Source organism: Actinocorallia sp. B10E7, from assembly GCF_039871655.1.
Classification (GTDB): Bacteria; Actinomycetota; Actinomycetes; order Streptosporangiales; family Streptosporangiaceae; genus Actinocorallia.
Genome location: NZ_JBDPLZ010000001.1, coordinates 961,278 through 987,505, shown reverse-complemented (window position 1 = coordinate 987,505; position 26,228 = coordinate 961,278). Strand labels below are relative to the sequence as shown.

Below are 26,228 nucleotides of genomic sequence, written 5' to 3'. Positions count from 1 at the left end.
CGGGGGAGGCCGCGGCCTTCGCCATGCCCGCTTCACTCCGGGCTGCACCTATCGGCGAGAATTCTCAGCTTTTTGCCAACTTCCCTCCCTATAGTCGCCCCCGTCAACCGACTCCAACGAGAGGTGTCTCATGCAGAGCCGTATCGTCATCTCCGCGGTCATGGGAATCGCGGCCGGGGCCACTGTCCTGGTGGCGGGCACGGGGGCGGCTTCCGCGACGTCGACCCCGTCCTGCGACACCAGGGTCTGGACCGACGACGTGCAGGGCCGGCCCGCGGGGCTCACCGTGCACTCCAAGGGCGGCGTGTACCTGTGGCACGCGCGTGACGGCTTCCACCTGAGGGTGACGCACCGCAGGGGTGACAGGCGCGTGTACGCCGGTTCGATCGTCTCCCCGGTGCGCATCCACGGGGTGCAGCGGGTCCGCAAGGAGTGGCGGGACAAGGTCTGGCTGTCCAAGGACCGCAAGACGCTGCACTTCCGGTTCGTCAACCGCGGCAAGCTGGACGGCGTGAACTTCCGGACGGCGTGCGCGAGCAGCCTGACGATCACCGCGGCGAAGGGCGGGGGCAGGACCCTGCCGCCCAAGCGGGTCTACCTCGGCGTGGACCGCGTCAACCCGCCGTCCGTCCCGTTCACGGTCCACCGCCAGGGCTGACCGTCCACAAGGGGTGAGAACGCGCCGCGCCGGACCCGTACCGTGTGACGGGAGGCGAGGAGGTCGCGGATGAACCGACGTCGGATACTCGCGGTGGACGACGATCCAGCGATCCTGCGCGCGCTGCGGCGCGGTCTCACCCTGGAGGGCTTCACGGTGCTGACCGCCGACGGGGGCCGGGCCGCACTGGAGGGCGCCGCGGACGCGGACGCGATCGTGCTGGACGTCTCCATGGCGGGCCTGTCCGGTATCGAGGTGTGCCGGACGCTGCGCGAGCGGGGCTCGGACGTCCCGGTCCTCATGCTGTCGGCGCTGGACGAGGTCGCGGACAGGGTCGCGGGGCTGGAGGCGGGAGCCGACGACTACCTGGCCAAGCCGTTCGACTTCACCGAACTCGTCCTGAGACTGCGCGCGCTGCTGCGCAGGGCGGGCGCCGCGCCCGGCGAATCGGTGCGGGCGGGCCCCGTGGCGCTCGACCCGGCGACCCGGCAGGCCTGGCGCGGAGAGCGGGAGCTGAATCTGACCCGCCGCGAGTTCGACCTGCTGGAGGTCTTCGTCCGCAACATCGGGACGGTGCTCTCGCGGGGAGTGCTGCTGGAACAGGTCTGGGGCTACGACTTCGCGGTCACCGACAACGCGGTCGAGACGTTCGTCGGCTATCTGCGCCGCAAGCTGGAAGCCGGAGAGGAGCCCCGGATCCTGCACACCGTCCGCGGTGTCGGTTACGTCCTGCGGGAACGGCCATGAGGCTCTCCACCCGGTTCACCCTGTGCGTCGTCCTGCTGGTGTCGGTGCTGGTGGCGCTGTCAGGGCTCCTGGTGCTGCGGATGGCCGTCGACGGCCTGGGGAACGAGCGCGACCACCGCCTCACCGTCCGGCTCCGGTCGCTGGATCCGACGGCCACCATCTACGCGCGGCGCGTCGTCAGACGGGACGCGGGGAACATGGTGGGGCAGCAGCTCAGCGCGGCGGCGACGGGCTCCGGAGGCGTCGTCATCGCACCGGCGGGCGCCGAGTCACTGGTCATCGGAGTCGTCCCGAGGGAACTCCCCGTCCTGTCGGAGGCCCCGGCCACCACCGCGGACGGCCGGTGGCGCTACGCGGGCACCGGGCTGGGCCGCGACGGCAGGCTCGGCACGCTGTGGGTCTTCGAGGAGGAGGCCGAGCTGGCCGGGCAGGCCTCCCGGCTGCGGACCCGGCTGCTGCTCGCGACGCTGCTGGCGATGCTGCTGTCCGCGGCCGTGGGGTACGGGATCGGCCGTTTCGCGGTCCGGCCGCTGTCCCGGTTGAGCCGCGAGGCGTCCCGGATCGATCTGGGGCCAGGCGGCGGAAGGCTGTCCACCTCCTCCGGCGTCATCGAGATCGACGACCTCGCGGGCCTCGTCAACGACCTGCTGGAGCGCCGGGACGGAGCCGTCGCCCGCACCGGCGAGGCGCTGGAGGCCGCCCGCGCCTTCGCGGCCACCGCGGCCCACGAGCTGCGCACCCCGCTGACCAGCATGAGCGCCAACGTCGGCCTGCTGTCCCACCCGGAGCTGCCGGAGGAGGACCGCGAGGAGATCCTCGAGGACCTCGCCCGCGAGCAGGCCAGGATGCAGCGCCTCATCACCATGCTGCGGCAGCTCGCCCGGGGTGAGCTGCTGGACCCCGCCTCCTTCACCGAGGTCGACCTGTCGGCCCTGGCCGACCTCGCCGTGGAGGACGCCCGCCGGAGACACCCCCACGCCGTGATCGTCGCGGACCTCCCCGGCCAGGTGACGGTCCGCGGCTGGCCCGAAGGGCTCCGCCTCCTCCTGGACAACCTGCTCGACAACGCGGCCCTCCACGGCGCCGACCCGTCGGGCCGGGCCCGCGTCGACCTCACCCTGCGCCCCGCCGGGACGACGGCGCTCCTCCGCGTCCGCGATCGGGGCCCCGGCATCCCCCCGGAACGCGCCACCGAGGTCTTCGACAGGTTCCACCGCCGTCCCGACAGCCCGGGCTCGGGCCTCGGCCTCACCCTCGTCAGGCAGCAGGCCGTTCTCCACGGAGGAACGGCGGTCCTGGCCCCGGCGCCTCCGGGGGGCGGCGCCCTCTTGCGCGTCGAGCTGCCCCTCCGGGAGCACGCCGCGTTCCCGCGCCCCGCCCCGTCCTGGCTCGCCGCCCGCCCGCCGTCGTCCGCGGCTCCCGCGGAGGAGGGCAGGTGAAGCACATTCCGGGAGGTTCGTGACGACCGGCCGGCGGGTCCGTCAGTCCTCGTCGCCTCCTTCGTCCTCGTCATCCTCGAAGATCTCCTCCACGATCTCGCCTGCGACCATGCCGCCGACGAATCCGACGGCCGCGCCCGCCACGACGCCTCCCATGCCGGAGCCGTGAGAGTCATGGGAGCCGTGGTGGCCGTGGGAGTCGTAGTGGCCGTGGGAGTCGTGGGAGTGGAAGCCGCCGTGTGAGGTGAGGGACTCCAGCCAGGCGAGCAGCTCGGAGGTCCAGTCGGCGGTGAGGGCTTCGTCGTGAGAGATGGTGAAGCGGCCGACGGCGTCGTGCCCGCCGCTGAAAAGGCCGCCGCGCTTGTCGGCTTCGAGGATGACGGTGAGGTTCCACGGGTCGGCGTGGAAGGTCAGCTCGACCTCGTTGACGCGGCCCCGGTACTGGGCGGGCGGGTAGAACTCGATCTCCTGGTAGAAGGGGATCCGCTGGTCGACGCCGGCCAGATGGCCGTGTTCGACGTCGGCGCCCTTGAACTGGAAGCCGAGCTGGGAGAAGGCCGACAGGACGACCTGCTGCGACGGCAGGGGCTCGACGGAGACGAGGTCGAGGTCGCCCTTGTCGACAGCCTTGGCGATGGCGAGCTCGGTGCGGACGCCCAAGGACATGCCGTGCAGGTGGGTGCCGAACACCGACGTCAGCGGGGTCTCCCAGGGGACGTCGAACTCGAACGGGATGCTCTGGTCCTGGCCGGGCTGGAGCTGGAAGGCGCCGGCCACGTCGACGCGGTGGAACTCGACGGTGGCGTTCGTCTCCTCGTCGCCGTGCTCGGACTCCATCCGGGTGACGAGGCCGAGCGTGACCCGCTGGATCTCGACGGCGTAGTCCGCCGCCTTGATGTGCACCTGTCCGCTCAGCGTGCCGCCGGGACGGCAGGCGGGCGTGGACAGGACGGTGTCGACGGAGGGGCCGCCCATGCCGAGGCTGCCCAAGATGCGTTTGAAGACCACGAGTTCCTCCTTCGCGCTCGCCTCGGGCGGCGCTGACGGGGGTTGCTGACGAGGTCTACTATTACAGTTGTAATTTCTTAACGCCAGTCGCTTGTGGATCTTGTCGGCTCCGCGGCGGTTACCCTCGAGGGCGGTCCATGCTCACCATCTACGCGGAGGGGGTCCGCCCAGTGTCCAGACGTCCGCTCGGGCAGCTCGAAGCCGAAGTCCTCGCCGCCGTCTCGGTGAGCGGGCCCGCCACCACGGCCGAACTCCTCTCGCGGATCCCCGGCGACCCCGCCTACACGACGATCAACACCATCCTGTTCCGGCTCCACGACAAGGGCCTCGTGACCCGGGAGCGGGACGGCCGGCAGTACCGCTACCGGCTGGCCGTCGACGAGGCGCGCCTGGTCGCGGACAAGATGCACGACCACCTCCGCTATGCCAGCGACTCCTCCAGCGTGCTCAGCCAATTCGTAGACGCGCTCAGCCCCGAGGAAGTGGACGAGCTGCGGCAGATCCTCGAACATCGTGGAAAGCGGACATGAACTGGTTCACCTTCCTCCCCGCCGGGATCACGCTCGCGCTGGGCGTCCTGCTGGGCCGCCTCCCCCTGCCGCTGCACCCCATGTGGTCCGGGCGCCTGCTGTGCACGGTCGCCGGGACGACGGGCCTGGCGACGGTCGGGACGTTCGTGTTCGTCGCGGTCAACTACTGGGCCACGCTCCACCCCCGCACCGCGGACCGGCTGCCCGAATGGACGCTCGTCGGTGACGACGATCCCGTCCCGGCCTGGCTCGGCGTCCCCGCGCTCGTCCTGACCGCCGTCAGCCTTATGATCATCTTGTGGCGGTCCGTCCGGTGGGTCACCGAGGTGAGAGCGGCGCAGCGGATGGCCCGGAGCCTGCTGGAGACCGACGTCCCCGTCGCCGTCGCGGTGCCCGGACGCCGAGGCGGGGTGCTGGTCTCGCGCGGCCTGCTCAAGGCGCTCGAACCGGCGGAGCTGGAGGCCGTCTTCCAGCACGAGGGCTCCCATCTGCGGCACCGCCACCACCGCTACCTGGCGGTCGGCGCACTCGCCGCCGGCGCCCTGCCCCCGCTGCGGTGGCTGAACGAACGCATGCGCTTCGCCCTGGAGCGCTGGGCCGACGAGGACGCCGCCGACGCCATCGGGGACCGGGAACTCGTCGCCCGCACCATCGCCCGGGTCGCGATCCTGCGCTCGCAGGCGCTCCCCGGCGCCATGGGGTTCACCGGCTCCGGCGTCGTCCAGCGGGTGAGAGCACTCCTGGACGAGGCCCCCGGACGCAACCCCGTCACCGGCCCCGTCGCGCTCATCTGCACCGGGCTGGCGACCGGAACCCTGGCACTGGTCGCCCTGCAGCTCGACCACGCCTTCAACCTCAGCTTCATTTGACCCCGCACGCGCCGGGCTGTCCGCGTCCGGCGCCTGTCCAGACCTGGAGCCTCAGTGCCCGGACGTGACCGTGTCCGCACGCTCGTCGAATCCCGTCGTTTCCAGCGGTTCATCACTGCGGTCATCCTCGTCAACGCCGCCACCCTCGGCTGCGAGACCTCGCCTTTCCTGCTCTCGGAGTACGGCGGCCTGCTCCATGCGATCGACCGCCTCGCCCTAGGCGTCTTCGTCGTGGAGCTGGTGCTGCGGCTCCACGCCTACCGCAGGGGGTTCTTCTCCGACGCGTGGAGCTGGTTCGACCTGATCATCGTCGGGATGGCCCTGCTGCCGTCCGGGGGCGGCCTGTCGGTGCTCAGGGCGCTGCGGATCCTGCGCGCGCTCCGGTTGATCTCGGTGGTCCCCAGCATGACGGCGGACGGCTGGCCGGAGATCACCCGCAGGGTCATGGCTGAGCGGCCCTGCGCTTGGGTGTTCTTCGTGGCTTACATCCTGGTCTCGCCCCGTCATACTCCTCAAGGATGTAAGTCGGCCTGCTCCCATGAGCGGGCCTTCGCCTTCTTAGTGGCGTCCTTTGTGACGTACGTGCCCTTGCCCTGGACGCTCACGATGAGCCCGCGCTCGCGGAGGACGGCCATCGCCCGCCGCACTGTGAGGTAGGCGTGCCCGTACTCGACGGCTAGTTCTCGCTCCGGCGCGAGGCGCTCGTTTGGTGCCAGGTCGCCGACGGCGATACGCGCGGTGATGTGGTCGGCGATCGCGACATAGATGAGGTCGGGGCCGTCCGGGCTGAACTCGGGAACCTCCACTCTTTGAGTATGTGGCTCTGCGTACCAAACTACGGCCATGGATTGCTATACATGGCTCTACTCTCGGCCCTAGGCTGACCTCATACGGATCGAGAGGAGGCCGGTATGGCCATGGCGAAGGAGACGAAGCGGGAGCTGCTGCTCCAACACCGATGGCCCGGTGTGTGCATCTGGTGGGGCGCGACGACGAGGAATTGGTGGGCGGTACTGCCGGGAGCCGCATATACCCGCCGGTCGAGGGCGCCTTCCTCTACCGCGGCAGCACTCGGGTAACGCACATCCTGTCGGCGATCCTGCTCATCATGGGCGACGAGCTCGACGAACGACGCTAGATCACCACGCGCGACCCGCCACCCACCGGGCACCCGGCAACTAAGGCGGCGGCTCTCGGCATCCCATCCCACCCTCAGGACCAGAATGATCCCCGTCATTGGCTACATTCGCGTCAGCACGGCGCGTGAAGAGATGATCTCGCCAGAGATCCAGCAGAACGCCATCAACGCATGGGCAGCCCGCACCGGCCGAAAAATCATCGAATGGATCATCGACCTCGACACCTCGGGCCGGAATTCCAAACGACAGGTCATGACGGCGATCGGCCGTATCGAGACCGGAGTCGCCCGCGAGATCGCCGTCTACCGGTACGACCGGTGGGGACGCAACGCCCTCGAGTCCATGGCGAACATCGGCAGACTCGAAGCCGTCGGCGGGCAGCTCCAGTCCGCCACCGAGCCTCTCGACGCCGAAACCGCCATTGGCCGCTACTCCCGCACCAACGCCCTCGCCCTCGCAGAGATGCAGTCCGACCTGATCAGCGAGAACTGGCGAGCCGCCCTCGACAACCGCCTCGCTCGCGGCCTGCCCAGCCACGGCACCGCCCGCTACGGCTACCTCCGACTCGGACGCATCCTCGACGTCGGTAACCCCGCCCCAACCCCCCGATACCGCGTCGACCCCAACGACCCCCTCGGGGAACGCTACGAACCCGACTACGAAGGCGGAACCGCCGACGTCCTCGCGGACCTCTACCACCGGTTCATCGGCGGACAGGGCGGAACCGCGCTCGTCAACATGCTCCACCGCGCCGGAATCCTCAACGCGACCGGGAAAACCTGGGAGTATGGGGCGCTCATGGCCGTCCTTGACTCCGGGTTCGGCGCGGGCCTGCTGCGCATCCACGACTCCGGCTGCCGGTGCGACAAGCGCAAGCGGAAGCACTGCCCGAACAATCTGTGGCTGCCTGGTGCGCACGCCCCCATCATCGACACGGACACATGGGAGGCATACCAGGAAGCCCGCCAGCGCCGCCATCGCTACGCGCCGCGGGCCCGCGCCGCGGTCTACCCGCTGTCCGGGCTCGTCCGCTGCGGGATCTGCTATGGCGGGATGGTCGTCACAGGAGGCGCCCGCCATCCCAGCGGCTACCAGTACGTGTGCAACCGGTGGAAGAGGAACCGCGACTGCGTGGCCGCCTCCCCCAGCCGGGCCCGCGTCGAGCGTGAGGTCCTGGCGATGCTCGCCGAGTGGAGCGACGACATCGACCGTCCCGTCGTTGAGGAGCGCGAGTCGGTCCGCATCGTGCCGGACACGGCACGGCTCACTCAGCTCCTCGCGGCGAAGGACGCGGTGCTCGTCCAGCTCGTCAAGGACCGCGCAGCGGACGGCGGGCGCACGCCGGCCGCGGTCTGGGACGCGGCCCGCGACGGCCTCCTCGAAGAGCGGGCGAGGATTGCCGAGCAGCTCGCACAGGAGCCTGCCGAGCCCGTCGGCCGGGCGTCGTTCGCGCCGGTAATGGTCGGCCTCCTGGAGAGCTGGGAGGTTCTGGCGGCAGAGGCGCGGAGGGAGATGCTGGCGCAGATGATTCGGCACGTGATCGTGCGGCGGGGGGAGCGGCGCGGCCATCCCGAGGTCGTCGTGACGCCCGTGTGGGAGCCATGTGATCTGCCCTGCTGTCAGGACTCTTAGTTACATCCTTTAGATGATGTCAAGTCGTCGTTTTGAATCTTTTCATCGCGATCACGGTCAGTGCGATGGAGCCGCAGGTCGTCGGGGAGATCCACGAGGATCTGGAGCGGCTGGACGAACGCGAGCAGCGCACGGACGCGCTCGTCCTGGCCGAGTTGCGCTCCCTGCGCGCCGAGGTGGAGGCCCTGCGAGCGCGGCTTCCCGATGTCTCCGCGCCGCGCGGGGCCGTCCCCGAGCAGGAGGGCGAGCCGGACGTGCTGCACGCCTGACCGGCTTGCCCTCTGTTTTCAACCGTTTGGTTGAAAACGGGAGCCGGACTGCCTATGCTGTTATTCAATTGATCGGTTGAATAACAGGGGGTAGGGGTGGTGGAGCTCTCGACGGACCGGCTCTCGCGGGTGTTCGCGGCGCTCGCCGACCCGACTCGGCGCGACATCGTGGCCCGGCTCGCGGAAGGCGACGCGACGGTGGGCCGGCTCGCGGAGCCCTACGGCATGTCCGTCCAGGCGATCTCCAAGCACATCAAGGTGCTGGAGGACGCCGGTCTGGTCAGCCGCAGCCGCGACGCCCAGCGCCGCCCCTGCCACCTCGAAGCCGAGGTGTTCGACCTGATGACCAAGTGGATCGAGCGCTACCGCCGCCAGGCCGAGGAGCGTTTCAGCCGCCTCGACGCCGTACTGGCGGCCATGGACGACACCCAGGGCATCACCGACCAGCAAGGAGTCGCATCGTGACCACGACGAAGACCCACGAGACCCGCATCGAGGCCGACCCGAACCTGCCCGTCATCCGCATCATCCGGGAGTTCGCGGCGCCGCGGGACCGCGTCTTCCGCGCCTGGACGGACCCGGAGCTCGTCGCCCGGTGGCTGGGGCCGAAGGACACCCCCACGAAGATCCATGTCTGGGAGATGCGCACCGGCGGCCACTACCGTTACTCGTCCCTCAGGGACGGACAGGAGATCGCCTCCTTCTACGGCTCCTTCCACGAGGTCCGCCCGAACGAGCGCCTCGTCCAGACCTTCACCTGGGAGGGCGCCCCCGACGGCGTCTCCCTGGAGACCGCCGCCTTCGAAGACGTCGACGGCGGCACCCGCGTCACCATCCTGTCCGTCGTGGAGAGCATGGAGCTCCGCGACCAGATCCTCGCCAGCGGCATGGAGGTCGGCGTCAACGAGGGGTTCGAGAAGCTCGACGAGATCCTCGCCGTGGAGTGAACGCCGCGGCCCGACGGCTCCTCTGACCAGGGGACGCACCATGACCATGCCGACACCCGGGTGGGTCCGCATCGAGATCGATCCGGACCTGCCCACCATCGTCATCACCCGCGATTTCGCGGCCCCGCCCGACCGCGTCCGCCGCGCCTGGACGGATCCGGGCCTGGCCGTGCGCTGGCAGGGCTCCAAGCACGTCACCACCCAGGTGGATCCCGGCCGGGCTCCCGGGGGCGACGGCCGCAGGCCCGTGCCGCGCCTGGCCCAGACCTACACCTATGAGGAGGTTCCGGCCGCCACCTGTCTGGAGACCGTCACGTTCGAGGACCTGGGAGCCGGGCACACCCGCGTCACGTCCCTCTCCGTCATCGACACGGTGGAGCACCGCGACCAGCTGACGTCCCAAGGGCTGGAGCGGTGGGTCACCGAGAGCTACCGGAAACTGGACGAACTTCTCTCCGCGGGGTGACCTCCGCCGGCCGCGCTCTTCCGCCGCGTTCCGCGTTCCGTCCGGCTGACAGGACCGTCGTGTGCCGGGGTGCCGGGCACCTCTGGCGACATTGGGGTCTAAAGTCCATGGACTTCGCTGTTTCGGACTGCCAAGTTGAGTTCGCGATAGTGGGATTTATGCGGACATCATGGCCGTGGAGCGAGGGACAGGGAGAACATGGCGGGAGCCGAAGGCGCAGTTCTCAGATGTGAAGGGCTCTCCAAGAAGTTCGGGGACCTCGTGGCGGTCGACGACCTCAGCTTCCACATCGGGGAGGGGGAGACCTACGGGCTCCTCGGCCCCAACGGGGCGGGCAAGACCACGGCCATCTCGATGATCGCGGGAATCCTGTCCCGGGACGCCGGAGAGGTGTTCGTCGACGGGGAGCCGCTCACGGCGGGGAACGTCGGGCTCAAGTCGAAGATCGGATACGTGCCGCAGGAACTGGCCGTCTACCCGGACCTGACGGGCCGGGAGAACCTGCGGTTCTTCGCGCGGCTGTACGGGATGAAGAAGGCCGAGGCGACGCGCCGGGTCGAGGAGGTGCTGGAGGTCGTCGGGCTGACGGAGCGCGCCAAGGACCTGGTGAAGCACTACTCGGGCGGGATGAAGCGGCGGCTGAACGTGGGGCTGGGGCTGCTGCACCGGCCCCGGCTGCTGATCCTGGACGAGCCCACGGCCGGCGTGGACCCCCAGAGCCGCAACGCCATCCTGGACAGCGTCTCCCAACTGGCCGGGGAAGGGTTGGCGATCCTCTACACGACGCACTACATGGAAGAGGCCGAGCGGCTGTGCGACCGGGTCGCGATCATCGACCAGGGGCGGATCCGGGCCGAGGGGACGCAGCGCGAACTGGTCGAACTCGTCGGGGAGCGGGACCACGTGACGCTGACGGGGGACGGCGAACTCGAGGCCCTCTCGGCGCGGCTCGGGGAACTGCCTGAGGTGTCCGAGGCCACCGTCGCGGACGGGCGCGTCGAGGTGTTCACGCAGGACGCCCGCGCGCTCCTGCCCAAACTGCTCCACGTGGCGGACGCCGAAGGCACGACGGTCAGATCCGTCCAGGTGGTGGAACCCGACCTGGAAGCCGTCTTCCTGCACCTCACCGGGAAAGCGCTGAGGAACTGAACATGCGGACGGCTCTTCTCATCGCGGGCAAGGACCTCAGACAACGCCTGCGAGATCGCACACTGCTGATGTACGCGCTGCTCCTGCCGCTCGGACTGGCGTTCGTGTTCAACGTGGTCTTCGGAGGCGTCGGAGAGGAACAGACCTTCCGGGTCGGCGTCGTGGACGGCGACCGGGGGACGGTCGCCACCGCCTTCGTGGACGGGGTCCTGAAGCCGGTGGAGGAATCGGGGGCCATCACCCTGCGGACGGTCGGAAGCCGTGAGGAGGGGGAGAAACTGGTCGCGGGCGACGACCTGGCGGCCCTGTTCGTCATCCCGTCCGGGTTCACCGCGGCCGTCAACGCGGGCGAGGAGACCGGGATCGAGGTCGTCGGCAACGCGGACTCGCCGGTCGGGGTCGAGGTCGCGCGGTCCATCGCCACCTCCTTCACCTCAGAAGTGATGACCGTGCGGCTGTCCGTCGCGATGGTGGGCGGCGACGCGGAGACGGCCCAGCGGGCCGCGGCGTCGGCGGCGTCGGCGGAGGCGATCTCCATGGAGAACATCACGGCCTCCGACAAGCAGTTGGACTGGAGCACCTACATGGCCACGGCGATGTCGGTGTTCTTCCTCTTCTTCACCGTGCAGTTCGGGGTCTCCGGAATGCTCGAGGAGCGTGAGAACGGCACGCTTCCCCGGCTGCTGACCGCGCCGGTGTCCCGCACGGCCGTGCTGGCGGGGAAGGTCCTGGTGAGCGTGTTCGTCGGTGTGATGAGCATGGTGCTGCTCATGGTCGCGATGGCCCTGATGTTCAAGGTGGAGTGGGGCAGCCCGGTGGGGCTGGCGCTGCTCGTGCCGGTGGGAGTGCTGGCCGCGACCGCGCTGATGGCCGCGGTCGCCGCCTTCGCGCGCGGACACGAGCAGGCGGAGCAGCGGCAGGCGGTGGTGGCGATCACCCTGGGCGCGCTCGGCGGCGCGTTCTTCCCGGTGGCACAGCTCGGCGGGGTGATGGGGGCGGTCAGCCCGGTCACCCCGCACTACTGGTTCCTGCGGGGACTGGCGGACCTGTCGGGCGGGGCGTCGGTCGTCGGAGTCCTGCCCAGTGTGGCGGCGCTGGGCGGTATCGCCGTCCTCGCCGGAGGAGTGGCCGCGTACGGCTGGAGCAGGGAGGCGAAGGCGTGAAGGCTCTGGCCATCGCGGGCAACGGGCTGCGGATGCTGCTGTTGCGTGACCGCAGCAGCATCTTCTTCGTGTTCCTCATGCCGATGATGTTGATCCTCATCTTCGGCGCGGCCTTCGGCAACAGCGGCCAGGAGAGGCTCGGCCTGGTGGTGCAGGACCGGGGTCCGCTGGCCGCCCGGATGGCGGCCGAGCTCAAGGCGCTGCCCGACCTCGAGGTCGAGGTCATGACGGACGCCGACCGGATGCGTTCGGACGTCGAGCGGGGGCGGCTGCAGGCCGGCGTCGTCATCCCCGACGGGTACGACCGGGCCGTGCGGGAGGGCTCGGCGGGCACCCTGCGGTTCGTGAGCCGGGAGGGCGTGAGCGGGCTGCGGATCGGCTTCGTCGTCCGGGCCGCGGCGGGCGGGGAGGCCGAACGGCTGAAGGCCGCGCGGTTCGCGGCGGCTGAGCAGGACGGCTCCTTCGAGGAGTCGCTGGCGAAGGCCGACCGGACGGCGCCGTCCGTGCCCGCGGTGAAGGCCGAGGTCGTCCTGGCCGGTGAGGAGAACGTCTACGCGAACGCGGGGCAGTTCGACCTCGGGGCCAGCCAGCAGTTGGTGCTCTTCATGTTCCTGACCGCGATGAACGGCTCGGTCGCGCTGATCGCCTCGCGCCGGCTGGGGATCGCCCGCCGGATGCTGGCCACGCCGACCCCGGTGCGCACCATCCTGGTGGGGGAGGCGCTGGGCCGGATCGGCCTGTCCTTGCTCCAGGGGCTGCTGATCATGGTGGGGTCAGCGGTCATGTTCGGCGTCGACTGGGGTTCCCCGGTGGGGACCGTCAGCCTGCTGCTGGCGTTCTGCCTGGTCGGCGGCGGCGCGGCGATGCTCACCGGCGCCGTCTTCCGGACGGAGCAGCAGGCCGGCGCGGTCGGGCTGTTCCTGTCGCTGGGGCTGGCCGCGGTGGGCGGGTCGATGATGCCGCTGGAGTTCTTCTCTCCGGCTCTGCGCTCCTTGGCCTTCCTCACCCCGCACGCCTGGGCCAACGACGGGTTCTCCGTCCTTGTCCTGCACGGCGGCGGCCTGGCCGACATCCTGCCGAACCTGGGTGTGCTGGCGGCCTACGCCGCCGTGCTGTTCGCCCTCGGCACCTGGCTGCTGCGCCGCTCCCTGATGTCGGCGCGTTAGCCGGGGCTCAGCCCACCGGACGGCTCCCGCGCAGCAGCAGCTTCGCGATCAGCGCGGGGTCGTCCACCATGGGGACGTGGCCGCAGTTCGGCAGCCGGAGGTGCCGGGCGTGCGGGACGCGGCGGCGGGCCACGGACGACTGGTAGAGCGGCAGGACGAGGTCGCGCCGCCCCCAGGCGATGGTGACGGGGACGTCGGGGGAGACCGCGGCGCGCAGGGGCTCGCTGTCGTCGATGAACCGCTCGATCGTCGGCAGGGCGCGCAGCATGCTCCGGTAGTCGCCGAGGGCGAGGTCGGGCAGGGCGGTGTGGGGGCGGGCGTAGATCCAGGAGAACAGGAGCGCGCGGCCGGCCTTGGTGGCGACGATCCGTTCGGAGCGGGTCTCGAGCCTGCTCGCGAGGGAGGTGACCACCTGGAACAGGGTCCGGGTGTAGGCGAACTCGGCGCCGGTGTTCCAGAACCCGGCGGGGGAGAGCGCGGTGGCGCTGCGGGCGGCGCCTTCCGCAGCGAGTTCCAGGGCGAGCCTGCCGCCCAGGGAGTTGCCCGCCACGTGCGGCCGGTCCAGTCCGAGGCCGTCGAGGAGGAGCCGGAGTTCCTTGCGCATGGTCTCGGTGGGCTTGCCCGGCCCGAGCTCGGGTGATTCGCCGTGCCCCGGAAGGTCGACCAGGATGACTTCGCGCTCGTCCGTGAGCCGGTCGAGCACCGGATACCAGCCCTGTCTGCGGTGGGCCAGCCCGTGCAGCAGAACCAGCGGCTCACCCGTCCCGACGCGTTCGTAAGCCAGCATGTCCGCTCCCTGTCCGCGATCCGTTCATTCCAGTGGCAACTGGGATGGTAGCGCCCTAGTTGTACATGTTGTCTAGATACCGAGGCCAACGTGTTCAGCGGCGACTGGCAAGGACGGTGGGACACGCGGGGCGTGGGACCAGGAGCAGCCGTCAGCCCGGAAGGCCCCTGCGGAGCATGTTCCGCAGGGGCCTTCCGGAGGCGGGGACGGCGTACAGCTCTTGAGGACGACTCAGTCGTCGTCCTTCTCGCCGGAGTCGTCCTTGTCGTCGTCGGCTGCGACCCGGCTGGAGAGGACCTTGCCGTCGGCCGCGTCGACGAACACCTCGTGCTCGACGCCCTCGCCGTCGCGGACCTCGACCTTCCAAGCGGGCCGGTCGCGGCCGTCGTCCTCCAGCTCCACCGAGGTGACGGTCCCGGAGACGGAACCGGTGGCGGCGGAGGCGGCCTGGGAAGCGGAGACCTTGGCGGCCTTCAGCGCGTCGGCCTCGGCCTTGGCCTCGGCGGCGTCCTCGGCGTCGTCGTCCTTCTCCTCGGCCTCGTGGGTGACCTCGCCCCCGGCGTCGATCTCCACCTCGCGCCAGGACCCGTCCTCGGCCAGCAGGTCGAGCTCCCAGGCGGACCCGTCGTCCTCCAGTTCCACGGACTCGACGGTGCCCTTGACCGTCTCCTGGGCCTTGGCGATCGCCTGCTCGACCGTCAGAGAGGTCTTCGCGGGGGCGCCCCCGGTGACGGTGCGGGCGACCCGGCCGACGGTGTCGTCATCCGCCATCGCCACGGCGGTCCCGCCGCCCAGAGCGACGAGCCCGGCGGCGGCGATCACGATCAGGGTCCTCTTCTGCATGGTCTTTCCCCTTCTGCTGAGATGGCTCCACCGTGCCTGAAGGGTGCTGAAGATCCGCTGAAGCAGTCTGAAGCCCGCTTCAGGTTCGGTTTGGCAAGCTGGCGGTATGAGACTGCTGATCGTGGAGGACGAACGCCGCCTGGCGCTCTCGCTCGCGCGGGGCCTGACCGCCGAGGGGTTCACGGTGGACGTCGTCCACGACGGAGCCGAGGGGCTGCACCGGGCCGTCGAGGAGGAGTACGACCTCATCGTCCTGGACGTGATGCTCCCGGGCATGAACGGCTACCGGGTCTGCTCGGCCCTGCGCGCGGTCGGCGACGAGACCCCGATCCTCATGCTCACCGCCAAGGACGGCGAGTACGACGAGGCCGAGGGCTTGGACACGGGGGCCGACGACTACGTGACGAAGCCCTTCTCCTACGTCGTCCTGAGGGCGCGCATCCGCGCGCTCCTGCGCCGCCGCACCCGGGGAGGCGCACCCGTGATCACGATCGGGGACCTGACCGTGGAGCCGGACGCCCAGCGCGTCCTGCGCGCCGGAGAGGAGATCGTCCTGACCGCCAGGGAGTTCGCCGTCCTGGAGCACCTCGCCCTCCACGCCGAGCAGGTCGTCTCCAAGCGGGAGATCCTCGAGCACGTATGGGACTCCGCCTACCGGGGCGATCCCAATGTCGTGGAAGTGCACATCAGCGCGCTGCGCCGGAAGCTGGACATCCCCTACGGGCGCAGATCGATCGTGACGGTGCGCGGAGCGGGCTACCGGCTGACGGCCGGAGGCTGACGTGCATCTGGGCTCGGTACGCGCGCGCACCACGCTCGGCGCCACCGCCGTGGTGGCGCTCGTCCTGGTGGTCACGGGCCTGGTCGTGGTGCTCTCGCTCCGCAGCGACCTGGTGCGCACCGCGGACCTGGAAGCCGAGGTCGGCGCCCGCAGGGTCGCCTCCCAGATCGCGGGCGGCGTGGCGTTCGGCGATCTCCGGCTCCCCGACGAGGACGAGCCGGTCCAGGTGATCGGACCGCGAGGCGAGGTCCTGGCGGCGACGGAGGACCTGGCGTCCGTCGCGGGAGTCAAGGGGATCACGCCCCGCCAGTACGACATGGATGACGACGACAAGGACGATGACGATCCCGGCAGGGGAGAGGTCTCCACCGGTGCGGTCTTCAGCACGCGTGACGCCACGGTCGACGGTGTCGTCGACGAGTACAGATTCGCCGCCGTGGAGGCCACCAGCCCCGGTGGCACGACCGTCCTGGTCTATGCCGGAAAGGATCTGACGACGACCCGTAACGCGGTCTCCGCCACGGTGCGTTCGATGCTCCTGGGGCTGCCTCTGGTGCTGCTCGTGGTCGCGGCGGCCACCTGGCTCGTCACCCGGAGGGCACTGCGCCCCGTCGAGGCGATCCGCGGAGAGATGGCGTCCATCACGGAAGCGGGTGATCTGGCCCGTAGAGTGCCCGTCCCGGACTCCCGTGACGAGATCGCCCGGCTGGCGGCGACTACCAACCGGACGCTCGCCGCCCTGGAATCCTCGGTCGAGCAGCAGCGGCGCTTCGTCGCCGATGCCTCGCACGAGCTGCGCAACCCGATCGCGTCCCTGCGCGCGCAACTGGAGATCGCGCTCGAACACCGGGAACTTCTCGATCTCCCCGGTGCCGTCGAGGACGTGCACCGGCTGCAGCAGCTCACCACGGACCTGCTCCTCCTCGCCCGTATGGACGCGGGAGAGGCACGACCACCCGCTTCGGTGATCTCCTTGACGGAGATGGTGGCGGACGAGCTGGCGGCCAGGCCGGATGCCGACAGGGTCCCGATCATCGTCGATCTGGAGGAGGGCATCCGGGTCGAGGGCCACCCCAGGCTGCTCGCCCGCGCGCTGTCCAACCTGGTGGACAACGCGCAGCGCCACGCCCACTCGTCAGTGAGGGTGGCGCTGCACGCTCGAGGAGACCGCGCCGTCCTGCGCGTCGCCGACGACGGGGAGGGAATCCCTCCCGCCGACCGGGAACGGATCTTCGGGCGTTTCGTCCGCAGGGACGACGCCCGGACCCGGGACGAGGGCGGCGCCGGTCTCGGTCTGCCCCTGGCACGTGAGATCGTGCGATCCCACCACGGCACGCTTCAGGCGGTCGAACCCGCCGTCCGTGGCGCCGTCCTCGAGATCACCCTGCCCCTGAGTCCCGCCTGACGGCGGAAGGGTGATCGGGAAGCGCAGGGGAAAGGGAGACCGCGGGACCCCCGACACCGCGGTCTCCCTGGTCGGTCACCGGCGGTCCCGCCGGCGGGCCCGGGTCACTTGGTGCTGCGCCGGATGTCGCGGGCCGCGTCCTTCACGCGTTCGCCGACCTGCTTGGCGCCGCCCCGGAGGCGGTCGGTCTTGCCTTCCGCGGTCAGTCCGGGGTCACGAGTCTCCCGACCGAGATTCTCCTTGGCGTGACCCTTGCCCATAGTCGCTTTGTTGCGAAGCTTGTCGAAAAAACCCATTTTCAGACCCTTTCTTGAGAGGGAGAGGCATCGAGAAGCGTGCGGAGCCGCCGCCGTCAGCCGACGTCGCCGCGCCAGCCACCGGTGGACCGGCCCCGGGCCTCGATGAACTCCTTGAAGCGGCGCAGGTCGCCCTTGACCCGGCGCTCCACGAGGTGGAGCTTGTCGGCCGCCTGCTCGGCCACGCCCTCGGGCTCGAAGTCCATCTGCAGCATCACCCTGGTGGTGCCGTCACTGATCCGGTGGAAGGTGACGACCCCGGCCTGCCGCGGCTTGCCCAGCGTGTGCCAGGCGATGCGCCGGTCGGGGTGCTGCTCGTCGATCTCGGCGTCGAACTCGCGGTGGACGCCGGCGATGCTGGTCTTCCAGTGGGTGCGGGTCGGCGTGACCTGCTCGATCCGCTCGACCCCCTCCATGAACTTGGGGAACTCCTCGAACTGGGTCCACTGGTCGTAGGCCGTGGTGACCGGAACGTCGACCTCCACAGACTGCTCGATGGTGCTCACTCTTCTTTCCTTTCTTTCTTTTGGGCCCTTTCAGGGGTCCTCTGGATTAGGGATTGAAGATGCTGACGCCGCCGGGTCCGATGAGGAGTCCGACCACGATGAGAATGATTCCCCACAGCAGATCCCTCCGTGCCAGCAGTGTGTAGAGACCCGCTATCACAAAGATCACTGCGATGATCCACAAAATTGTCGCCATGATTTTTGGGTGCCCTGAGTTTCTCGGCTCAAACACCCCGATCGGGGATGGTCCGTGTCGGGGAGTGGTGTGATCATGGCAAAAGCGTGATATTTTCGCAGGTCAAGACGTGTTTCGATGGGGATGGATCGGCTCTTAGATTTTCTTTGACCGGCGCACTCCCGGCGGTCCGACTGTGATAGTGGCCAAATCGAGATGTGAGCTGCCTTACGTTCGGCCCGATGGGGTATCGCCCTGTCCTGAAATGAGAAGGATTCAGCGGGCGCGGGTGCGGGCATATGAGGTGGCCATGGACGAGAAGAAGAAAGACGACGACAGGCCGGAGAGCGAGCGCGCCGCCGAACGGGTCTCGGACGCACTGGAGCGGGGCGTCTCCCAGGAAGAGCTCGACCCGGCCGACGCCGAGCGGACCGCGCACGCCACGGTCTCCCCGCAACCGGAGCCGGACGAGCGCCCCGAAAGCCGCTGAGAAGGCCGGCGGCCGCTCGAAGGAACGGCCGCCGGTCGTGGCGGGTCGTGCGTCAGGAGGACCTGACGGTGCCCTTGGGGCGTACGGTGCCCTTGGGACGGACGCCCCTGGGCATGAGCTTGCGCATCCTCGGCTTCTGCGAAGGACTGATCTCGCGCGGCCTGTACGTCTCGTACGGGCGGTTCGCCTTGTGCTTGCTCTTGTTGTCGTACAGGTAGATGTGCAGGTTCCGGCCCTGCTTCTGCCTCACCTTCTCCTGCTTGTTCCGGTACTCGCGGCGGTGCTCGTGCTTGTAGGGCTTGTAGGGCCAATCCGTCTGGAGGTCCCACCACTCGGGGCAGTCCTCCAGGGTCCGGATCCTTCCGTCCACCCCGTCGACGACGTCGCGGAAGCCGTTCTCGTCGGTGTGGGCGCGGTGCTGAAGGTGCCTGGTGAAGTGCGCGGAGTCGCGGCGCACCTTCAGCAGTTCATACGGGTGCATCAGCGAGGCCGTACGGTGGCAGATCTTCACCAGGCCGCGACCGGATCCGATGCCCGGATCGGCCGCGGCGACCGCTCCCGGCCCGCAGGCCAGGACCAACGCCAGTGCGCCGGCGATCGCGCCGGCGCCTTGAGATTTTCTCATTTGCGCGTCTCCCTCCGCCACGCTGGTGATCACGCGGCGATCCTCACTTTAGGTAATCGGGAGAACGCGGAAAGCTCTGACACGCGGCCGTCCGCGTGTCGCCGGGTAGGGGCACTTCATGCAGGTCACCGTGTTCGGCGCTACGGGCAGGATCGGCAGGCTGGTGGTCGACCGGCTGCTGGCCGACGGGCACGACGTCGTGGCGTTCGTCCGCGACCCCGCCCGTGTCCACCGCACCGACCCCCGCCTCACGCTGCTGCCCGGACGGCTGACCGACCGGGCGGCGGTGGTCGAGGCGCTGCGGGGGAGCGGCGCCGTCATCAGCGCGCTGGGCCCGTCGCTGCGGCAGAGGAAGAGGGGGATGGACCTCGCGGACGGGGTCCGGGTGATCGTCACGGCGATGGAGGCGGCCGGGATCGACAGGTTCATCGGCCTGGCCACCCCGTCGGTCGCCGACCCCAGGGACGCCCCGCACTGGAAGCGCACGCTCCGCCTCGTCCTGGGCAGGGCGATGTTCCCCCACACGATGCACGAGCTGACCGAGATGGTCGAGGTGATCACCGGGTCGGGGCTGGACTACACCCTCGCCAGGGTCGTCACCGCCACGGACGGCCCGAGCAGGGGACCCGTCCGGGCCGGGTTCTTCGGCCACGACCGGATCGGGATGTCCGCGCCCCGGGCGGACATCGCCGACTTCCTCGTCGACCAGCTCACCGACCGGCGGTTCTCCCGGGCGATGCCGGTGATCAGCTGCTGAGGCGGTGGCCGCCCTCGGGGACGGGCCGGGAGCCGAGGCCGAGCCGGGCCAGCAGCGGGGTGACCACCCGGACGAACAGCGGGGCGAACATCAGCACCGCCGCCGCCGAGAAGGCCGCGCCCAGGACGGTCCCGGCGAGCACGTCGTGCGGGTAGTGCACGCCCACCGCGACCCGCAGGACGGCGGCGGCCAGGCCGAGGGGCAGGACGAGCGCGGCGAGGCGGGGGCGGAGCATGGCGAGCCCCACGGCCGTGCCCACCGCGAGGGTGGTGTGGTTGCTGGGGAACGACCAGTCGCCCAGGGCGGGGCAGGGGGCGACGGCGGCGGCGTCCGCCAGGGCGCGGCACGGCCGCTCCTCGTAGACCAGCAGTTTCAGCCCCTCGCTGAGCGCGTAGGCGCCCACGGTGCCGACGCCCAGCATCATGGTCCCGGCCACGGTGCGCGCGTCTCCGCGGCGGACGGCCAGCGCCCAGACGACGACGAGGGTCAGGGCCATGATCGCCACGGTGGCCTCGGAGGCCAGTTCCAGCACGGTGTGCGCCCAGGAGGGGGTGCCCTCCACCGCCCCGGTCAGCGACCGGTAGACCGAGACCGAGGTCCCGCTCTGGACCCGTACCGGTTCGTCGCCGCCGCTGCCCGCGGGCGCGAGCCAGAGGGCGCTCGACGCGCCCACTCCCAGCAGGATGAGGCCCGCCGGCAGGTGACGGCTGAGGTAGTTTCCGGAGTCCAGTGCCATAGGGGCCGATTCTATGGAACAAAGAGGGCTGGAATTCTGGGTTAACACTTCTGGCGGCCGGAGAAAGCCCTGCCGAGATCCGGTTAGCTTAGGCTAGCCTAAGCTGCGTGCCTGTTTCCGGTGGGGCCCCGCGGTGGACGGTGCTGCTCGTGCTCGTCCTGGCGCTGGCGGGAGCGGTGGCCGCGAGCCTCGCGTTCGGGGCCAAGCACATCCCCTTCGGCGAGGTCGCCGACGGGCTGTTCGCGCCCGACGGCTCGGAGAACTCGCTGATCGTGCGCGGTGAACGGCTGCCGCGCACGATCCTGGGCATCGCGGTCGGGACGGCACTGGGGTCGGCCGGGGCGCTGATGCAGGCCCTCACCCGCAACCCGCTGGCCGAGCCGGGGCTGCTGGGCGTGAACTCGGGCGCGGCGCTGGCCGTGGTGCTGGTCATCGGCGTGCTGAGGGTGGACGAGGCACTCGTCTACGTGTGGGCCGCGCTCGCCGGCGCGGCGGTGACGGCGGTGCTGGTGTACCTGCTGGGGGCCGGCGGCGGATACGGGGCGACGCCGACGAGACTCGTCCTGGCCGGGGTCGCGGTCAACGCGGTCGCCGCCGGCGTCACGGCCGGGGTGATGCTGCTGGTCCCGCGGGCCTTCAACGGGTTCCGCTTCTGGCAGGTCGGCTCGCTGGGCGGCCAGGGCCTCGACGTCGTGTGGCGGATCCTGCCGTTCCTGCTGGCCGGCCTGCTCCTGGCGCTGTTGCTGGCCGAGCCGCTCAACACGCTGGCGCTGGGCGACGAGGCGGCCCGCTCGCTCGGCGGTCGGCCCGGACTGATCCGGGCGGCGGGCGGGCTGGCGATCGTCCTGCTCTGCGGCGGGGCGACGGCGGCGGCCGGGCCGCTGTTCTTCATCGGCCTCGCCGTCCCGTTCGCCGCGCGGGCGCTGGCCGGGACCGACCATCGCTGGATCCTGGCCTACTCCGCGTTCCTGGCGCCCGTGCTGCTGCTGGGCGCCGACGTCCTCGGCCGGCTCCTCGGCTCCCCGGGTGAGCTGGAGACCGGGCTGGTCACCGCCTTCCTCGGCGCCCCGCTGTTCATCCTCATCGTCCGCCGCGGAAAGGCCACGCGACTGTGAACGGAACGCTGCGGGCGGGCGGGACGCGGGTGCGCGGGGCGCGGGTCCCCGTACGGACGCTCTGCGTCTGCCTCGGGCTCGCCGCGGCGGCGTTCGGGGCCGCGGTGCTCGTCATCGGCACGGGAGACCTTCCGATCCCGCCCGCGGACGTCGTCCGGACGCTGTTCGGCGAGGGCACGCAGGTGCACCGGTTCATCGTGACGGAGCTGCGGCTGCCGAGGGCGCTGACGGGGATCCTGGTGGGGCTGGCGCTGGGGCTCAGCGGCGCGGTGTTCCAGAGCCTGTCGCGCAACCCGCTGGGCAGCCCCGACCTCATCGGGTTCACCACGGGGGCGGCGACGGGCGCGCTGGTGCAGATCCTGCTGGTGGGCGGCGGGACCGCCGCGGTCGCCTTCAGCTCGGTGGGCGGGGCGGCGCTGACGGGCACGGCGGTCTACCTGCTGGCCTATCGCGGAGGCGTCCACGGGAACCGCCTGGTGCTGGTGGGCGTGGGCGTCGCGGCGATGCTGGAGGCGTTCAACTCCTACCTCATCACGCGGGCGGAGCTGCGCGAGGCGTACGAGGCGGCGTTCTGGCTCACCGGAAGCCTCGACGGCCGCGACTGGGACCACGTGAAGGCGCTGGGCGTCGCGCTCGCCGTGCTCGTCCCCTTCGCGCTCGCGCTGGGCGGGCGGCTGCGGATGGTCGAGCTGGGCGACGACGTGGCGCGTTCGCTGGGGGTGAGGGTCGAGCAGAGCCGCGGGCTGGCGGTCGCGGGCGGGGTGGGGCTGGTCGCGGTGGCGACCGCCGCCGCCGGTCCGGTGGCGTTCGTCGCGCTGGCCGCGCCGCAGCTGGCGCGGCGGCTGACCCGGGGTTCGGGGCCGCAGCTGCTGCCGTCGGCGCTGATGGGCGCGGCGCTGCTGGTGGTGAGCGACCTGGTCGCGCTGCGGTTGCCGGTGCGGCTGCCGGTGGGCGTGGTCACCAGCGTGCTGGGCGGGGTCTACCTGGTCTGGCTGCTGGGGATCGAGGGCCGCAGGGGGCGTTGACGCCCCCGCACCCCTATTTTAGGTTAGCCTTACCTAAGTTAAGGGGTGTCTGTGCTGACCAGAGAAGAACTGAGGGACACGCTCGCCGGGATGCTCGGCGAACGGGCCGAGGACCATGACGACCTGATCGAGCTGGGCATGGACTCGATCAGGCTCATGGGCCTGACCGGACGGCTGCGCAAACGCGGCGTCGAGGTGGGCTTCGCGGAACTGGCCGAACGGCCGACGCTCGCCCAATGGTGGGAGCTGCTCGCCGAACGGGGCGCCATCGAACCGGCGGACGCCCGGGAAGAAGAGGCGGCCGAAGACGAGCACGCCGAACCGGAAGGCCCCTTCCCGCTCGCCCTGATGCAGCACGCCTACTGGATCGGCCGCGACGACGGCCAGCGGCTCGGCTCCGTGGCGGCACACCTCTACGTGGAACTGGACGGCGCCGGCGTCGACCCCGTCCGGTTCGAGGCGGCCGTCCGCGGCCTCGTCGAGCGCCACGCGATGCTGCGGGTCCGCATCGGCGACGACGGTACACAGCGGGTCCTGGCCGAACGCCCCGGACCCGCCGTGGTCGTCAATGACCTGCGTTCGGCGGCCGACCCCGAAGCGGAACTGGAACGGCTGCGCCGGGAGATGTCGGTCCAGCGGTTGCCGATCGAGGAAGGACGGGTGTTCGACGCGCGGCTCAGCCTGCTTCCCTCCGGTAGGACGCGGCTGCACCTGGACGTCGACATGATCGCCGCGGACGCGATGAGCTACCGCGTCCTCCTGGCCGACCTCGCCGCGCTGTACGAGGGCGAGACGCTCCAGCCGCTCGGCTACGGCTACGCCCGCTACCTGGCGGCCGACCCCCGGTCCAAGGCTCGCGAACGGGACGCGAAATGGTGGGCGGAGCGGCTCGACGACCTCCCCGGAGCCCCGGAACTGCCCGTCGTGCCGCGCCCCGGCGACCGCGTCGTGCGCGAACACCACTGGCTCACCCCCGACGACCGGCGGGGATTCATCGAACGAGCCCATCGCGAAGGCGTCACCCCCGCCATGGCCCTGGCCGCCGTCTTCGCCGAGACGATCGGCGCGTGGTCGGCCAACTCCAGGTTCCTGCTGAACCTGCCGCTGTTCCAGCGCGAGCCCGTCCACCCGGACGTGGACCGCCTGGTCGGCGACTTCACCGGCTCGATCATGCTGGAGGTCGACCTGACGTCCGAGCTGACGTTCCGGGAGCGAGCGCGCGCCCTGCAGGCGAAGCTGCACACGTCCGGGGCGCACAGCGACTACTCCGGCCTGGAGGTGCTGCGCGACCTGTCACGTGTCCGAGGGGAGCAGGTCCTCGCGCCCGTCGTCTACACGAGCGCACTGAACCTCGGTGAACTGTTCGCGGACGGCGTCCGCAGGGCGTTCGGAGAACCGGCGTGGATCATCTCCCAGGGCCCGCAGGTACTGCTGGACGCGCAGGTGACCGAGGTGTCCGGCGGCCTGCTGCTCAACTGGGACGTGCGCGATCCGGCGTTCCCCGAGGGCGTCGCCGACCTCATGTTCGAGGCGTACACCTCGGCCATCACCCGTCTCGGCGCACCGGACGCGGACTGGGACCAGCCGCTCGGCCTCGGCGTGACGCGCGAGCGGCTGGAGCTTCGGGAACGTCTCAACTCCCAGCCCGCGCTGCCCGAACGCACCCTGCACGAGCCCTTCTTCGAGCACGCCTCCCGCACGCCTGACGCTCCGGCCGTGCACTGGGGCGACTCCGGCACGATGACGTACGGCGAGCTCGCGGAACGCGCGTTGCGCATCGCCGCGGGGCTCGTGGCCGAAGGAGTCAAGCCGGGAGACCGCGTCTCCGTGGAGCTGCCGAAGGGCGCGGAACAGACCGCCGCGGTGCTCGGCGTGCTTGCGGCGGGCGCCGCGTACGTGCCGATCAGCCCCGCCCAGCCTCCGGCACGCCGTGACAAGATCCGTGCCTCGGCAGCCGTCTCCGCCTCGCTCGTCCCGGGCGGAGACCACGGTTCGGACGAACCGCTGGCGGCTCCCGTGCCCGGACGTGCCGATCAGGTCGCCTACATCCTGTTCACCTCGGGCTCCACCGGCGAACCCAAGGGAGTGGAGGTGTCGCACCGCGCGGCGGCCAACACGATCGACGACCTCATCGAGCGTTACGCGCTGTCCGCCTCGGACGTCACGTTCGGCGTTTCCGCGCTGGACTTCGACCTTTCGGTCTTCGATCTGTTCTCCGTCTGGTCCGTGGGCGGTGCGGTCGTCCTCCCGGACGAGGAAGAACGGCGCGATGCCGCCCGCTGGGCAGAGCTCGTCGGACGCTGGTCGGTGACCGTGGTGAACTGCGTACCGTCGGTCCTGGAGATGCTTCTGATGCAGGGACGGCCCGTGCCTTCCCTGCGTGTCGTCCTGCTCGGCGGAGACTGGGTCGGCACCCACCTTCCGGGGCTGCTGGAGAAGAGCGCTCCCGGCTGCCGTTTCGTGGCGCTGGGCGGAACGACGGAGACGGCCATTCACTCCACCGTTCAGGAAGTGGCCGGAGACGTCCCGTCCGACTGGACGTCCGTCCCCTACGGTGTGCCGTTGCGCGGTGTCGCCTGCCGTGTCGTGGACGAGCAGGGCCGCGACCGTCCGGACTGGGCCACCGGCGAGCTGTGGATCGGCGGCGCGGGCGTGGCCGAACGCTACACCGGAGACCCCGAACTCACCGCCGACCGCTTCGTGGAGTACCGGGGGCGCCGCTGGTACCGCACCGGTGACCTGGCCCGTTACCGTCCCGACGGGACGTTGGAGTTCCTGGGACGCCGAGACCACCAGGTGAAGATCCGTGGTTTCCGCATCGAGCCGGGCGAGGTCTCCGCCGCTCTGGAATCGCATCCGGCCGTCCGCCGCGCAGTGGCCCTGGTGTCGGGGGGCCGTCTGGCCGCAGCTGTGGTCCGCGAGGGGCCCGCGGTCTTGGACGACGGGGAGCTGACGGACCACGCGGCGGCTCTGCTTCCCCCGCACATGGTTCCCGAGCTGCTGGTCACCCTGGACGAGCTTCCGCTCACGGCCAATGCGAAGATCGACCGTCGTGCCCTGGCCGCGCTCGTCGCCGCCGAAGCCGGGACGGGCGGCGGTGCTCGGGTGCGGCCGCGCACCCGGCTGGAAGAGCTCATCGCCCGGACGATGGCCGAGGTGACGGGTGCCGCGTCCGTGGGCGCGGACTCGGACTTCTTCGCCCTGGGAGGTGACTCGGTCCTCGCCACGACGGTCGTCGCCCGGCTCCGCGAGGCCCTGGACACCACCTCCCTCCCGGTTCGCGTCCTGTTCGCCGAACGCACGGTGGAGAGGGTGGCCCGCCGCCTGAACGAGCTGGAGCGCGTTCCGGGCCGGCTGGAGGCCGTCGCGGACATCTGGCTGTCCGTCGCGGACATGCCGGAGGAGGAACTGGCCGCGCGGCTCGCCTCGGACGGGGCCTGACGCGCGTCCGGAGAGGCGGACCGGCCGGGCCCCACTCCCCCCGGGGCCCGGCCGGTCCGCTGCA

Annotated in this window: 30 protein-coding genes and 1 pseudogene; 22 read left to right on the top strand and 9 right to left on the bottom strand. The window is 70.6% G+C overall.

The window, feature by feature from the left end; translation table 11 throughout:
• The first annotated feature begins 130 nt into the window (after positions 1–130).
• From ABGB12_RS04730 to ABGB12_RS04720, 3 genes are all read left to right on the top strand, one after another.
• Positions 131–658, top strand: a complete 528-nt coding sequence (locus ABGB12_RS04730; RefSeq protein ID WP_347674885.1) for a DUF2613 domain-containing protein — start codon at positions 131–133, stop codon at positions 656–658.
• A gap of 69 nt (positions 659–727) precedes the next feature.
• Positions 728–1,405, top strand: coding sequence for a response regulator transcription factor (locus tag ABGB12_RS04725; protein ID WP_347674883.1), 678 nt, complete (start codon positions 728–730; stop codon positions 1,403–1,405).
• The gene (locus ABGB12_RS04720; RefSeq protein WP_347674881.1) at positions 1,402–2,844 is read left to right on the top strand and encodes a HAMP domain-containing sensor histidine kinase; all 1,443 of its coding nucleotides are present in this window, start codon (positions 1,402–1,404) and stop codon (positions 2,842–2,844) included. The genes ABGB12_RS04725 and ABGB12_RS04720 overlap by 4 nt, the downstream gene beginning before the upstream one ends.
• A 42-nt stretch (positions 2,845–2,886) precedes the next feature.
• Here ABGB12_RS04720 and ABGB12_RS04715 read toward each other — a convergent pair whose 3' ends face one another.
• Positions 2,887–3,852 carry a sporulation protein gene (locus ABGB12_RS04715; protein WP_347674879.1) on the bottom strand — a complete coding sequence of 322 codons (966 nt, stop codon included), beginning with the start codon at positions 3,850–3,852 and terminating at the stop codon, positions 2,887–2,889.
• Between the two features lie 170 nt (positions 3,853–4,022).
• Here ABGB12_RS04715 and ABGB12_RS04710 point away from each other — a divergent pair, with 170 nt between their 5' ends.
• Genes ABGB12_RS04710 through ABGB12_RS04700 form a run of 3 tightly spaced genes read left to right on the top strand, consistent with a single transcriptional unit; the run spans position 4,023 to position 5,908 of the window.
• Positions 4,023–4,382 (top strand): BlaI/MecI/CopY family transcriptional regulator, encoded by a 360-nt coding sequence (locus tag ABGB12_RS04710; RefSeq protein ID WP_347674877.1) that lies wholly within the window; start codon positions 4,023–4,025, stop codon positions 4,380–4,382.
• Positions 4,379–5,251 (top strand): M48 family metalloprotease, encoded by an 873-nt coding sequence (locus ABGB12_RS04705; protein ID WP_347674875.1) that lies wholly within the window; start codon positions 4,379–4,381, stop codon positions 5,249–5,251. The genes ABGB12_RS04710 and ABGB12_RS04705 overlap by 4 nt, the downstream gene beginning before the upstream one ends.
• Before the next feature lie 54 nt (positions 5,252–5,305).
• Positions 5,306–5,908 (top strand): ion transporter, encoded by a 603-nt coding sequence (locus tag ABGB12_RS04700; RefSeq protein WP_347674873.1) that lies wholly within the window; start codon positions 5,306–5,308, stop codon positions 5,906–5,908.
• Here the strand turns inward: ABGB12_RS04700 and ABGB12_RS04695 are convergent.
• Positions 5,887–6,096, bottom strand: a pseudogene (locus ABGB12_RS04695) (GntR family transcriptional regulator); the annotation flags it as partial. The gene ABGB12_RS04700 and the pseudogene ABGB12_RS04695 sit on opposite strands and share 22 nt — an antisense overlap.
• Before the next feature lie 158 nt (positions 6,097–6,254).
• Here ABGB12_RS04695 and ABGB12_RS04690 point away from each other — a divergent pair.
• From ABGB12_RS04690 to ABGB12_RS04650, 9 genes are all read left to right on the top strand, one after another.
• Positions 6,255–6,389, top strand: a complete 135-nt coding sequence (locus ABGB12_RS04690) for a hypothetical protein (RefSeq protein WP_347674872.1) — start codon at positions 6,255–6,257, stop codon at positions 6,387–6,389.
• 85 nt (positions 6,390–6,474) lie between these two features.
• A complete protein-coding gene (locus tag ABGB12_RS04685; RefSeq protein WP_347674871.1) occupies positions 6,475–8,022 on the top strand; it encodes a recombinase family protein in 1,548 nt (515 codons plus the stop codon).
• Positions 8,023–8,054: 32 nt separating this feature from the next.
• The gene (locus ABGB12_RS04680; protein WP_347674869.1) at positions 8,055–8,291 is read left to right on the top strand and encodes a hypothetical protein; all 237 of its coding nucleotides are present in this window, start codon (positions 8,055–8,057) and stop codon (positions 8,289–8,291) included.
• Positions 8,292–8,390: 99 nt separating this feature from the next.
• The gene (locus ABGB12_RS04675; RefSeq protein ID WP_347674867.1) at positions 8,391–8,756 is read left to right on the top strand and encodes a metalloregulator ArsR/SmtB family transcription factor; all 366 of its coding nucleotides are present in this window, start codon (positions 8,391–8,393) and stop codon (positions 8,754–8,756) included.
• Positions 8,753–9,238, top strand: coding sequence for an SRPBCC family protein (locus tag ABGB12_RS04670; RefSeq protein WP_347674865.1), 486 nt, complete (start codon positions 8,753–8,755; stop codon positions 9,236–9,238). Before ABGB12_RS04675 ends, ABGB12_RS04670 begins: the two co-directional genes overlap by 4 nt.
• Positions 9,239–9,278: 40 nt before the next feature.
• Positions 9,279–9,704 carry a hypothetical protein gene (locus tag ABGB12_RS04665; protein ID WP_347674864.1) on the top strand — a complete coding sequence of 142 codons (426 nt, stop codon included), beginning with the start codon at positions 9,279–9,281 and terminating at the stop codon, positions 9,702–9,704.
• A 198-nt stretch (positions 9,705–9,902) separates the two neighbouring features.
• The gene (locus ABGB12_RS04660) at positions 9,903–10,853 is read left to right on the top strand and encodes an ABC transporter ATP-binding protein (protein WP_347674863.1); all 951 of its coding nucleotides are present in this window, start codon (positions 9,903–9,905) and stop codon (positions 10,851–10,853) included.
• Positions 10,854–10,855: 2 nt separating this feature from the next.
• Complete coding sequence (locus ABGB12_RS04655; protein WP_347674862.1) at positions 10,856–12,016, top strand: ABC transporter permease; 1,161 nt, start codon at positions 10,856–10,858, stop codon at positions 12,014–12,016.
• The gene (locus ABGB12_RS04650; RefSeq protein ID WP_347674861.1) at positions 12,013–13,182 is read left to right on the top strand and encodes an ABC transporter permease; all 1,170 of its coding nucleotides are present in this window, start codon (positions 12,013–12,015) and stop codon (positions 13,180–13,182) included. The genes ABGB12_RS04655 and ABGB12_RS04650 overlap by 4 nt, the downstream gene beginning before the upstream one ends.
• Positions 13,183–13,189: 7 nt before the next feature.
• Here the strand turns inward: ABGB12_RS04650 and ABGB12_RS04645 are convergent, their stop codons facing one another.
• Entirely contained in the window at positions 13,190–13,969 is a 780-nt protein-coding gene (locus tag ABGB12_RS04645) for an alpha/beta hydrolase (RefSeq protein WP_347674860.1), read from the bottom strand.
• A gap of 231 nt (positions 13,970–14,200) precedes the next feature.
• On the bottom strand, positions 14,201–14,812 hold the full coding sequence (locus ABGB12_RS04640; RefSeq protein ID WP_347674858.1) for a PepSY domain-containing protein: 612 nt from the start codon (positions 14,810–14,812) through the stop codon (positions 14,201–14,203).
• A 106-nt stretch (positions 14,813–14,918) separates the two neighbouring features.
• Here ABGB12_RS04640 and ABGB12_RS04635 point away from each other — a divergent pair, with 106 nt between their 5' ends.
• Both ABGB12_RS04635 and ABGB12_RS04630 read left to right on the top strand, forming a co-directional pair.
• A complete protein-coding gene (locus ABGB12_RS04635) occupies positions 14,919–15,593 on the top strand; it encodes a response regulator transcription factor (protein WP_347674857.1) in 675 nt (224 codons plus the stop codon).
• Position 15,594: 1 nt separating this feature from the next.
• The gene (locus ABGB12_RS04630) at positions 15,595–16,998 is read left to right on the top strand and encodes a HAMP domain-containing sensor histidine kinase (protein WP_347674856.1); all 1,404 of its coding nucleotides are present in this window, start codon (positions 15,595–15,597) and stop codon (positions 16,996–16,998) included.
• A 104-nt stretch (positions 16,999–17,102) separates the two neighbouring features.
• Here the strand turns inward: ABGB12_RS04630 and ABGB12_RS04625 are convergent, their stop codons facing one another.
• The 3 genes from ABGB12_RS04625 to ABGB12_RS04615 are packed head-to-tail and all read right to left on the bottom strand — an operon-like array spanning position 17,103 to position 17,996.
• Positions 17,103–17,294, bottom strand: a complete 192-nt coding sequence (locus tag ABGB12_RS04625) for a CsbD family protein (RefSeq protein WP_347674855.1) — start codon at positions 17,292–17,294, stop codon at positions 17,103–17,105.
• Between the two features lie 56 nt (positions 17,295–17,350).
• Positions 17,351–17,800 (bottom strand): SRPBCC family protein, encoded by a 450-nt coding sequence (locus ABGB12_RS04620; RefSeq protein ID WP_347674854.1) that lies wholly within the window; start codon positions 17,798–17,800, stop codon positions 17,351–17,353.
• Positions 17,801–17,846: 46 nt separating this feature from the next.
• On the bottom strand, positions 17,847–17,996 hold the full coding sequence (locus tag ABGB12_RS04615) for a GPGG-motif small membrane protein (protein ID WP_344449993.1): 150 nt from the start codon (positions 17,994–17,996) through the stop codon (positions 17,847–17,849).
• Positions 17,997–18,285: 289 nt separating this feature from the next.
• On the opposite strand from ABGB12_RS04615, the gene ABGB12_RS04610 reads away from it, so the two are divergent.
• Positions 18,286–18,465: a hypothetical protein gene (locus tag ABGB12_RS04610; RefSeq protein WP_347674853.1), complete on the top strand. Its 180-nt coding sequence runs from the start codon at positions 18,286–18,288 to the stop codon at positions 18,463–18,465.
• A 52-nt stretch (positions 18,466–18,517) separates the two neighbouring features.
• On the opposite strand, the gene ABGB12_RS04605 is transcribed toward ABGB12_RS04610, so the two are convergent.
• Positions 18,518–19,090 (bottom strand): hypothetical protein, encoded by a 573-nt coding sequence (locus tag ABGB12_RS04605; RefSeq protein ID WP_347674852.1) that lies wholly within the window; start codon positions 19,088–19,090, stop codon positions 18,518–18,520.
• Positions 19,091–19,208: 118 nt separating this feature from the next.
• Here ABGB12_RS04605 and ABGB12_RS04600 point away from each other — a divergent pair, with 118 nt between their 5' ends.
• The gene (locus ABGB12_RS04600; RefSeq protein ID WP_347674851.1) at positions 19,209–19,847 is read left to right on the top strand and encodes an NAD(P)-binding oxidoreductase; all 639 of its coding nucleotides are present in this window, start codon (positions 19,209–19,211) and stop codon (positions 19,845–19,847) included.
• Here the strand turns inward: ABGB12_RS04600 and ABGB12_RS04595 are convergent.
• Positions 19,837–20,583 (bottom strand): phosphatase PAP2 family protein, encoded by a 747-nt coding sequence (locus ABGB12_RS04595; protein WP_347674850.1) that lies wholly within the window; start codon positions 20,581–20,583, stop codon positions 19,837–19,839. The two genes, ABGB12_RS04600 and ABGB12_RS04595, sit on opposite strands and share 11 nt — an antisense overlap.
• A gap of 107 nt (positions 20,584–20,690) precedes the next feature.
• Here ABGB12_RS04595 and ABGB12_RS04590 point away from each other — a divergent pair, with 107 nt between their 5' ends.
• The 3 genes from ABGB12_RS04590 to ABGB12_RS04580 are packed head-to-tail and all read left to right on the top strand — an operon-like array spanning position 20,691 to position 26,164.
• Positions 20,691–21,698 (top strand): iron chelate uptake ABC transporter family permease subunit, encoded by a 1,008-nt coding sequence (locus tag ABGB12_RS04590; RefSeq protein ID WP_347674849.1) that lies wholly within the window; start codon positions 20,691–20,693, stop codon positions 21,696–21,698.
• Complete coding sequence (locus tag ABGB12_RS04585; protein ID WP_347674848.1) at positions 21,695–22,723, top strand: iron chelate uptake ABC transporter family permease subunit; 1,029 nt, start codon at positions 21,695–21,697, stop codon at positions 22,721–22,723. The genes ABGB12_RS04590 and ABGB12_RS04585 overlap by 4 nt, the downstream gene beginning before the upstream one ends.
• Before the next feature lie 51 nt (positions 22,724–22,774).
• Positions 22,775–26,164 carry an amino acid adenylation domain-containing protein gene (locus ABGB12_RS04580; RefSeq protein WP_347674847.1) on the top strand — a complete coding sequence of 1,130 codons (3,390 nt, stop codon included), beginning with the start codon at positions 22,775–22,777 and terminating at the stop codon, positions 26,162–26,164.
• The last annotated feature ends 64 nt before the right edge of the window (positions 26,165–26,228 follow it).

What these genes read in the sequence shown, in the direction of transcription:
- ABGB12_RS04730 (WP_347674885.1), top strand. Translation starts at nt 131, where the DNA reads ATGCAGAGCCGTATCGTCATCTCCGCGGTCATGGGAATCGCGGCCGGG.
- ABGB12_RS04725 (WP_347674883.1), top strand. Translation starts at nt 728, where the DNA reads ATGAACCGACGTCGGATACTCGCGGTGGACGACGATCCAGCGATCCTG.
- ABGB12_RS04720 (WP_347674881.1), top strand. Translation starts at nt 1,402, where the DNA reads ATGAGGCTCTCCACCCGGTTCACCCTGTGCGTCGTCCTGCTGGTGTCG.
- ABGB12_RS04705 (WP_347674875.1), top strand. Translation starts at nt 4,379, where the DNA reads ATGAACTGGTTCACCTTCCTCCCCGCCGGGATCACGCTCGCGCTGGGC.
- ABGB12_RS04685 (WP_347674871.1), top strand. Translation starts at nt 6,475, where the DNA reads ATGATCCCCGTCATTGGCTACATTCGCGTCAGCACGGCGCGTGAAGAG.
- ABGB12_RS04665 (WP_347674864.1), top strand. Translation starts at nt 9,279, where the DNA reads ATGACCATGCCGACACCCGGGTGGGTCCGCATCGAGATCGATCCGGAC.
- ABGB12_RS04660 (WP_347674863.1), top strand. Translation starts at nt 9,903, where the DNA reads ATGGCGGGAGCCGAAGGCGCAGTTCTCAGATGTGAAGGGCTCTCCAAG.
- ABGB12_RS04655 (WP_347674862.1), top strand. Translation starts at nt 10,856, where the DNA reads ATGCGGACGGCTCTTCTCATCGCGGGCAAGGACCTCAGACAACGCCTG.
- ABGB12_RS04645 (WP_347674860.1), bottom strand. Translation starts at nt 13,969, where the DNA reads ATGCTGGCTTACGAACGCGTCGGGACGGGTGAGCCGCTGGTTCTGCTG.
- ABGB12_RS04640 (WP_347674858.1), bottom strand. Translation starts at nt 14,812, where the DNA reads ATGCAGAAGAGGACCCTGATCGTGATCGCCGCCGCCGGGCTCGTCGCT.
- ABGB12_RS04635 (WP_347674857.1), top strand. Translation starts at nt 14,919, where the DNA reads ATGAGACTGCTGATCGTGGAGGACGAACGCCGCCTGGCGCTCTCGCTC.
- ABGB12_RS04625 (WP_347674855.1), bottom strand. Translation starts at nt 17,294, where the DNA reads ATGGGTTTTTTCGACAAGCTTCGCAACAAAGCGACTATGGGCAAGGGT.
- ABGB12_RS04615 (WP_344449993.1), bottom strand. Translation starts at nt 17,996, where the DNA reads ATGGCGACAATTTTGTGGATCATCGCAGTGATCTTTGTGATAGCGGGT.
- ABGB12_RS04610 (WP_347674853.1), top strand. Translation starts at nt 18,286, where the DNA reads ATGGACGAGAAGAAGAAAGACGACGACAGGCCGGAGAGCGAGCGCGCC.
- ABGB12_RS04605 (WP_347674852.1), bottom strand. Translation starts at nt 19,090, where the DNA reads ATGAGAAAATCTCAAGGCGCCGGCGCGATCGCCGGCGCACTGGCGTTG.
- ABGB12_RS04600 (WP_347674851.1), top strand. Translation starts at nt 19,209, where the DNA reads ATGCAGGTCACCGTGTTCGGCGCTACGGGCAGGATCGGCAGGCTGGTG.
- ABGB12_RS04595 (WP_347674850.1), bottom strand. Translation starts at nt 20,583, where the DNA reads ATGGCACTGGACTCCGGAAACTACCTCAGCCGTCACCTGCCGGCGGGC.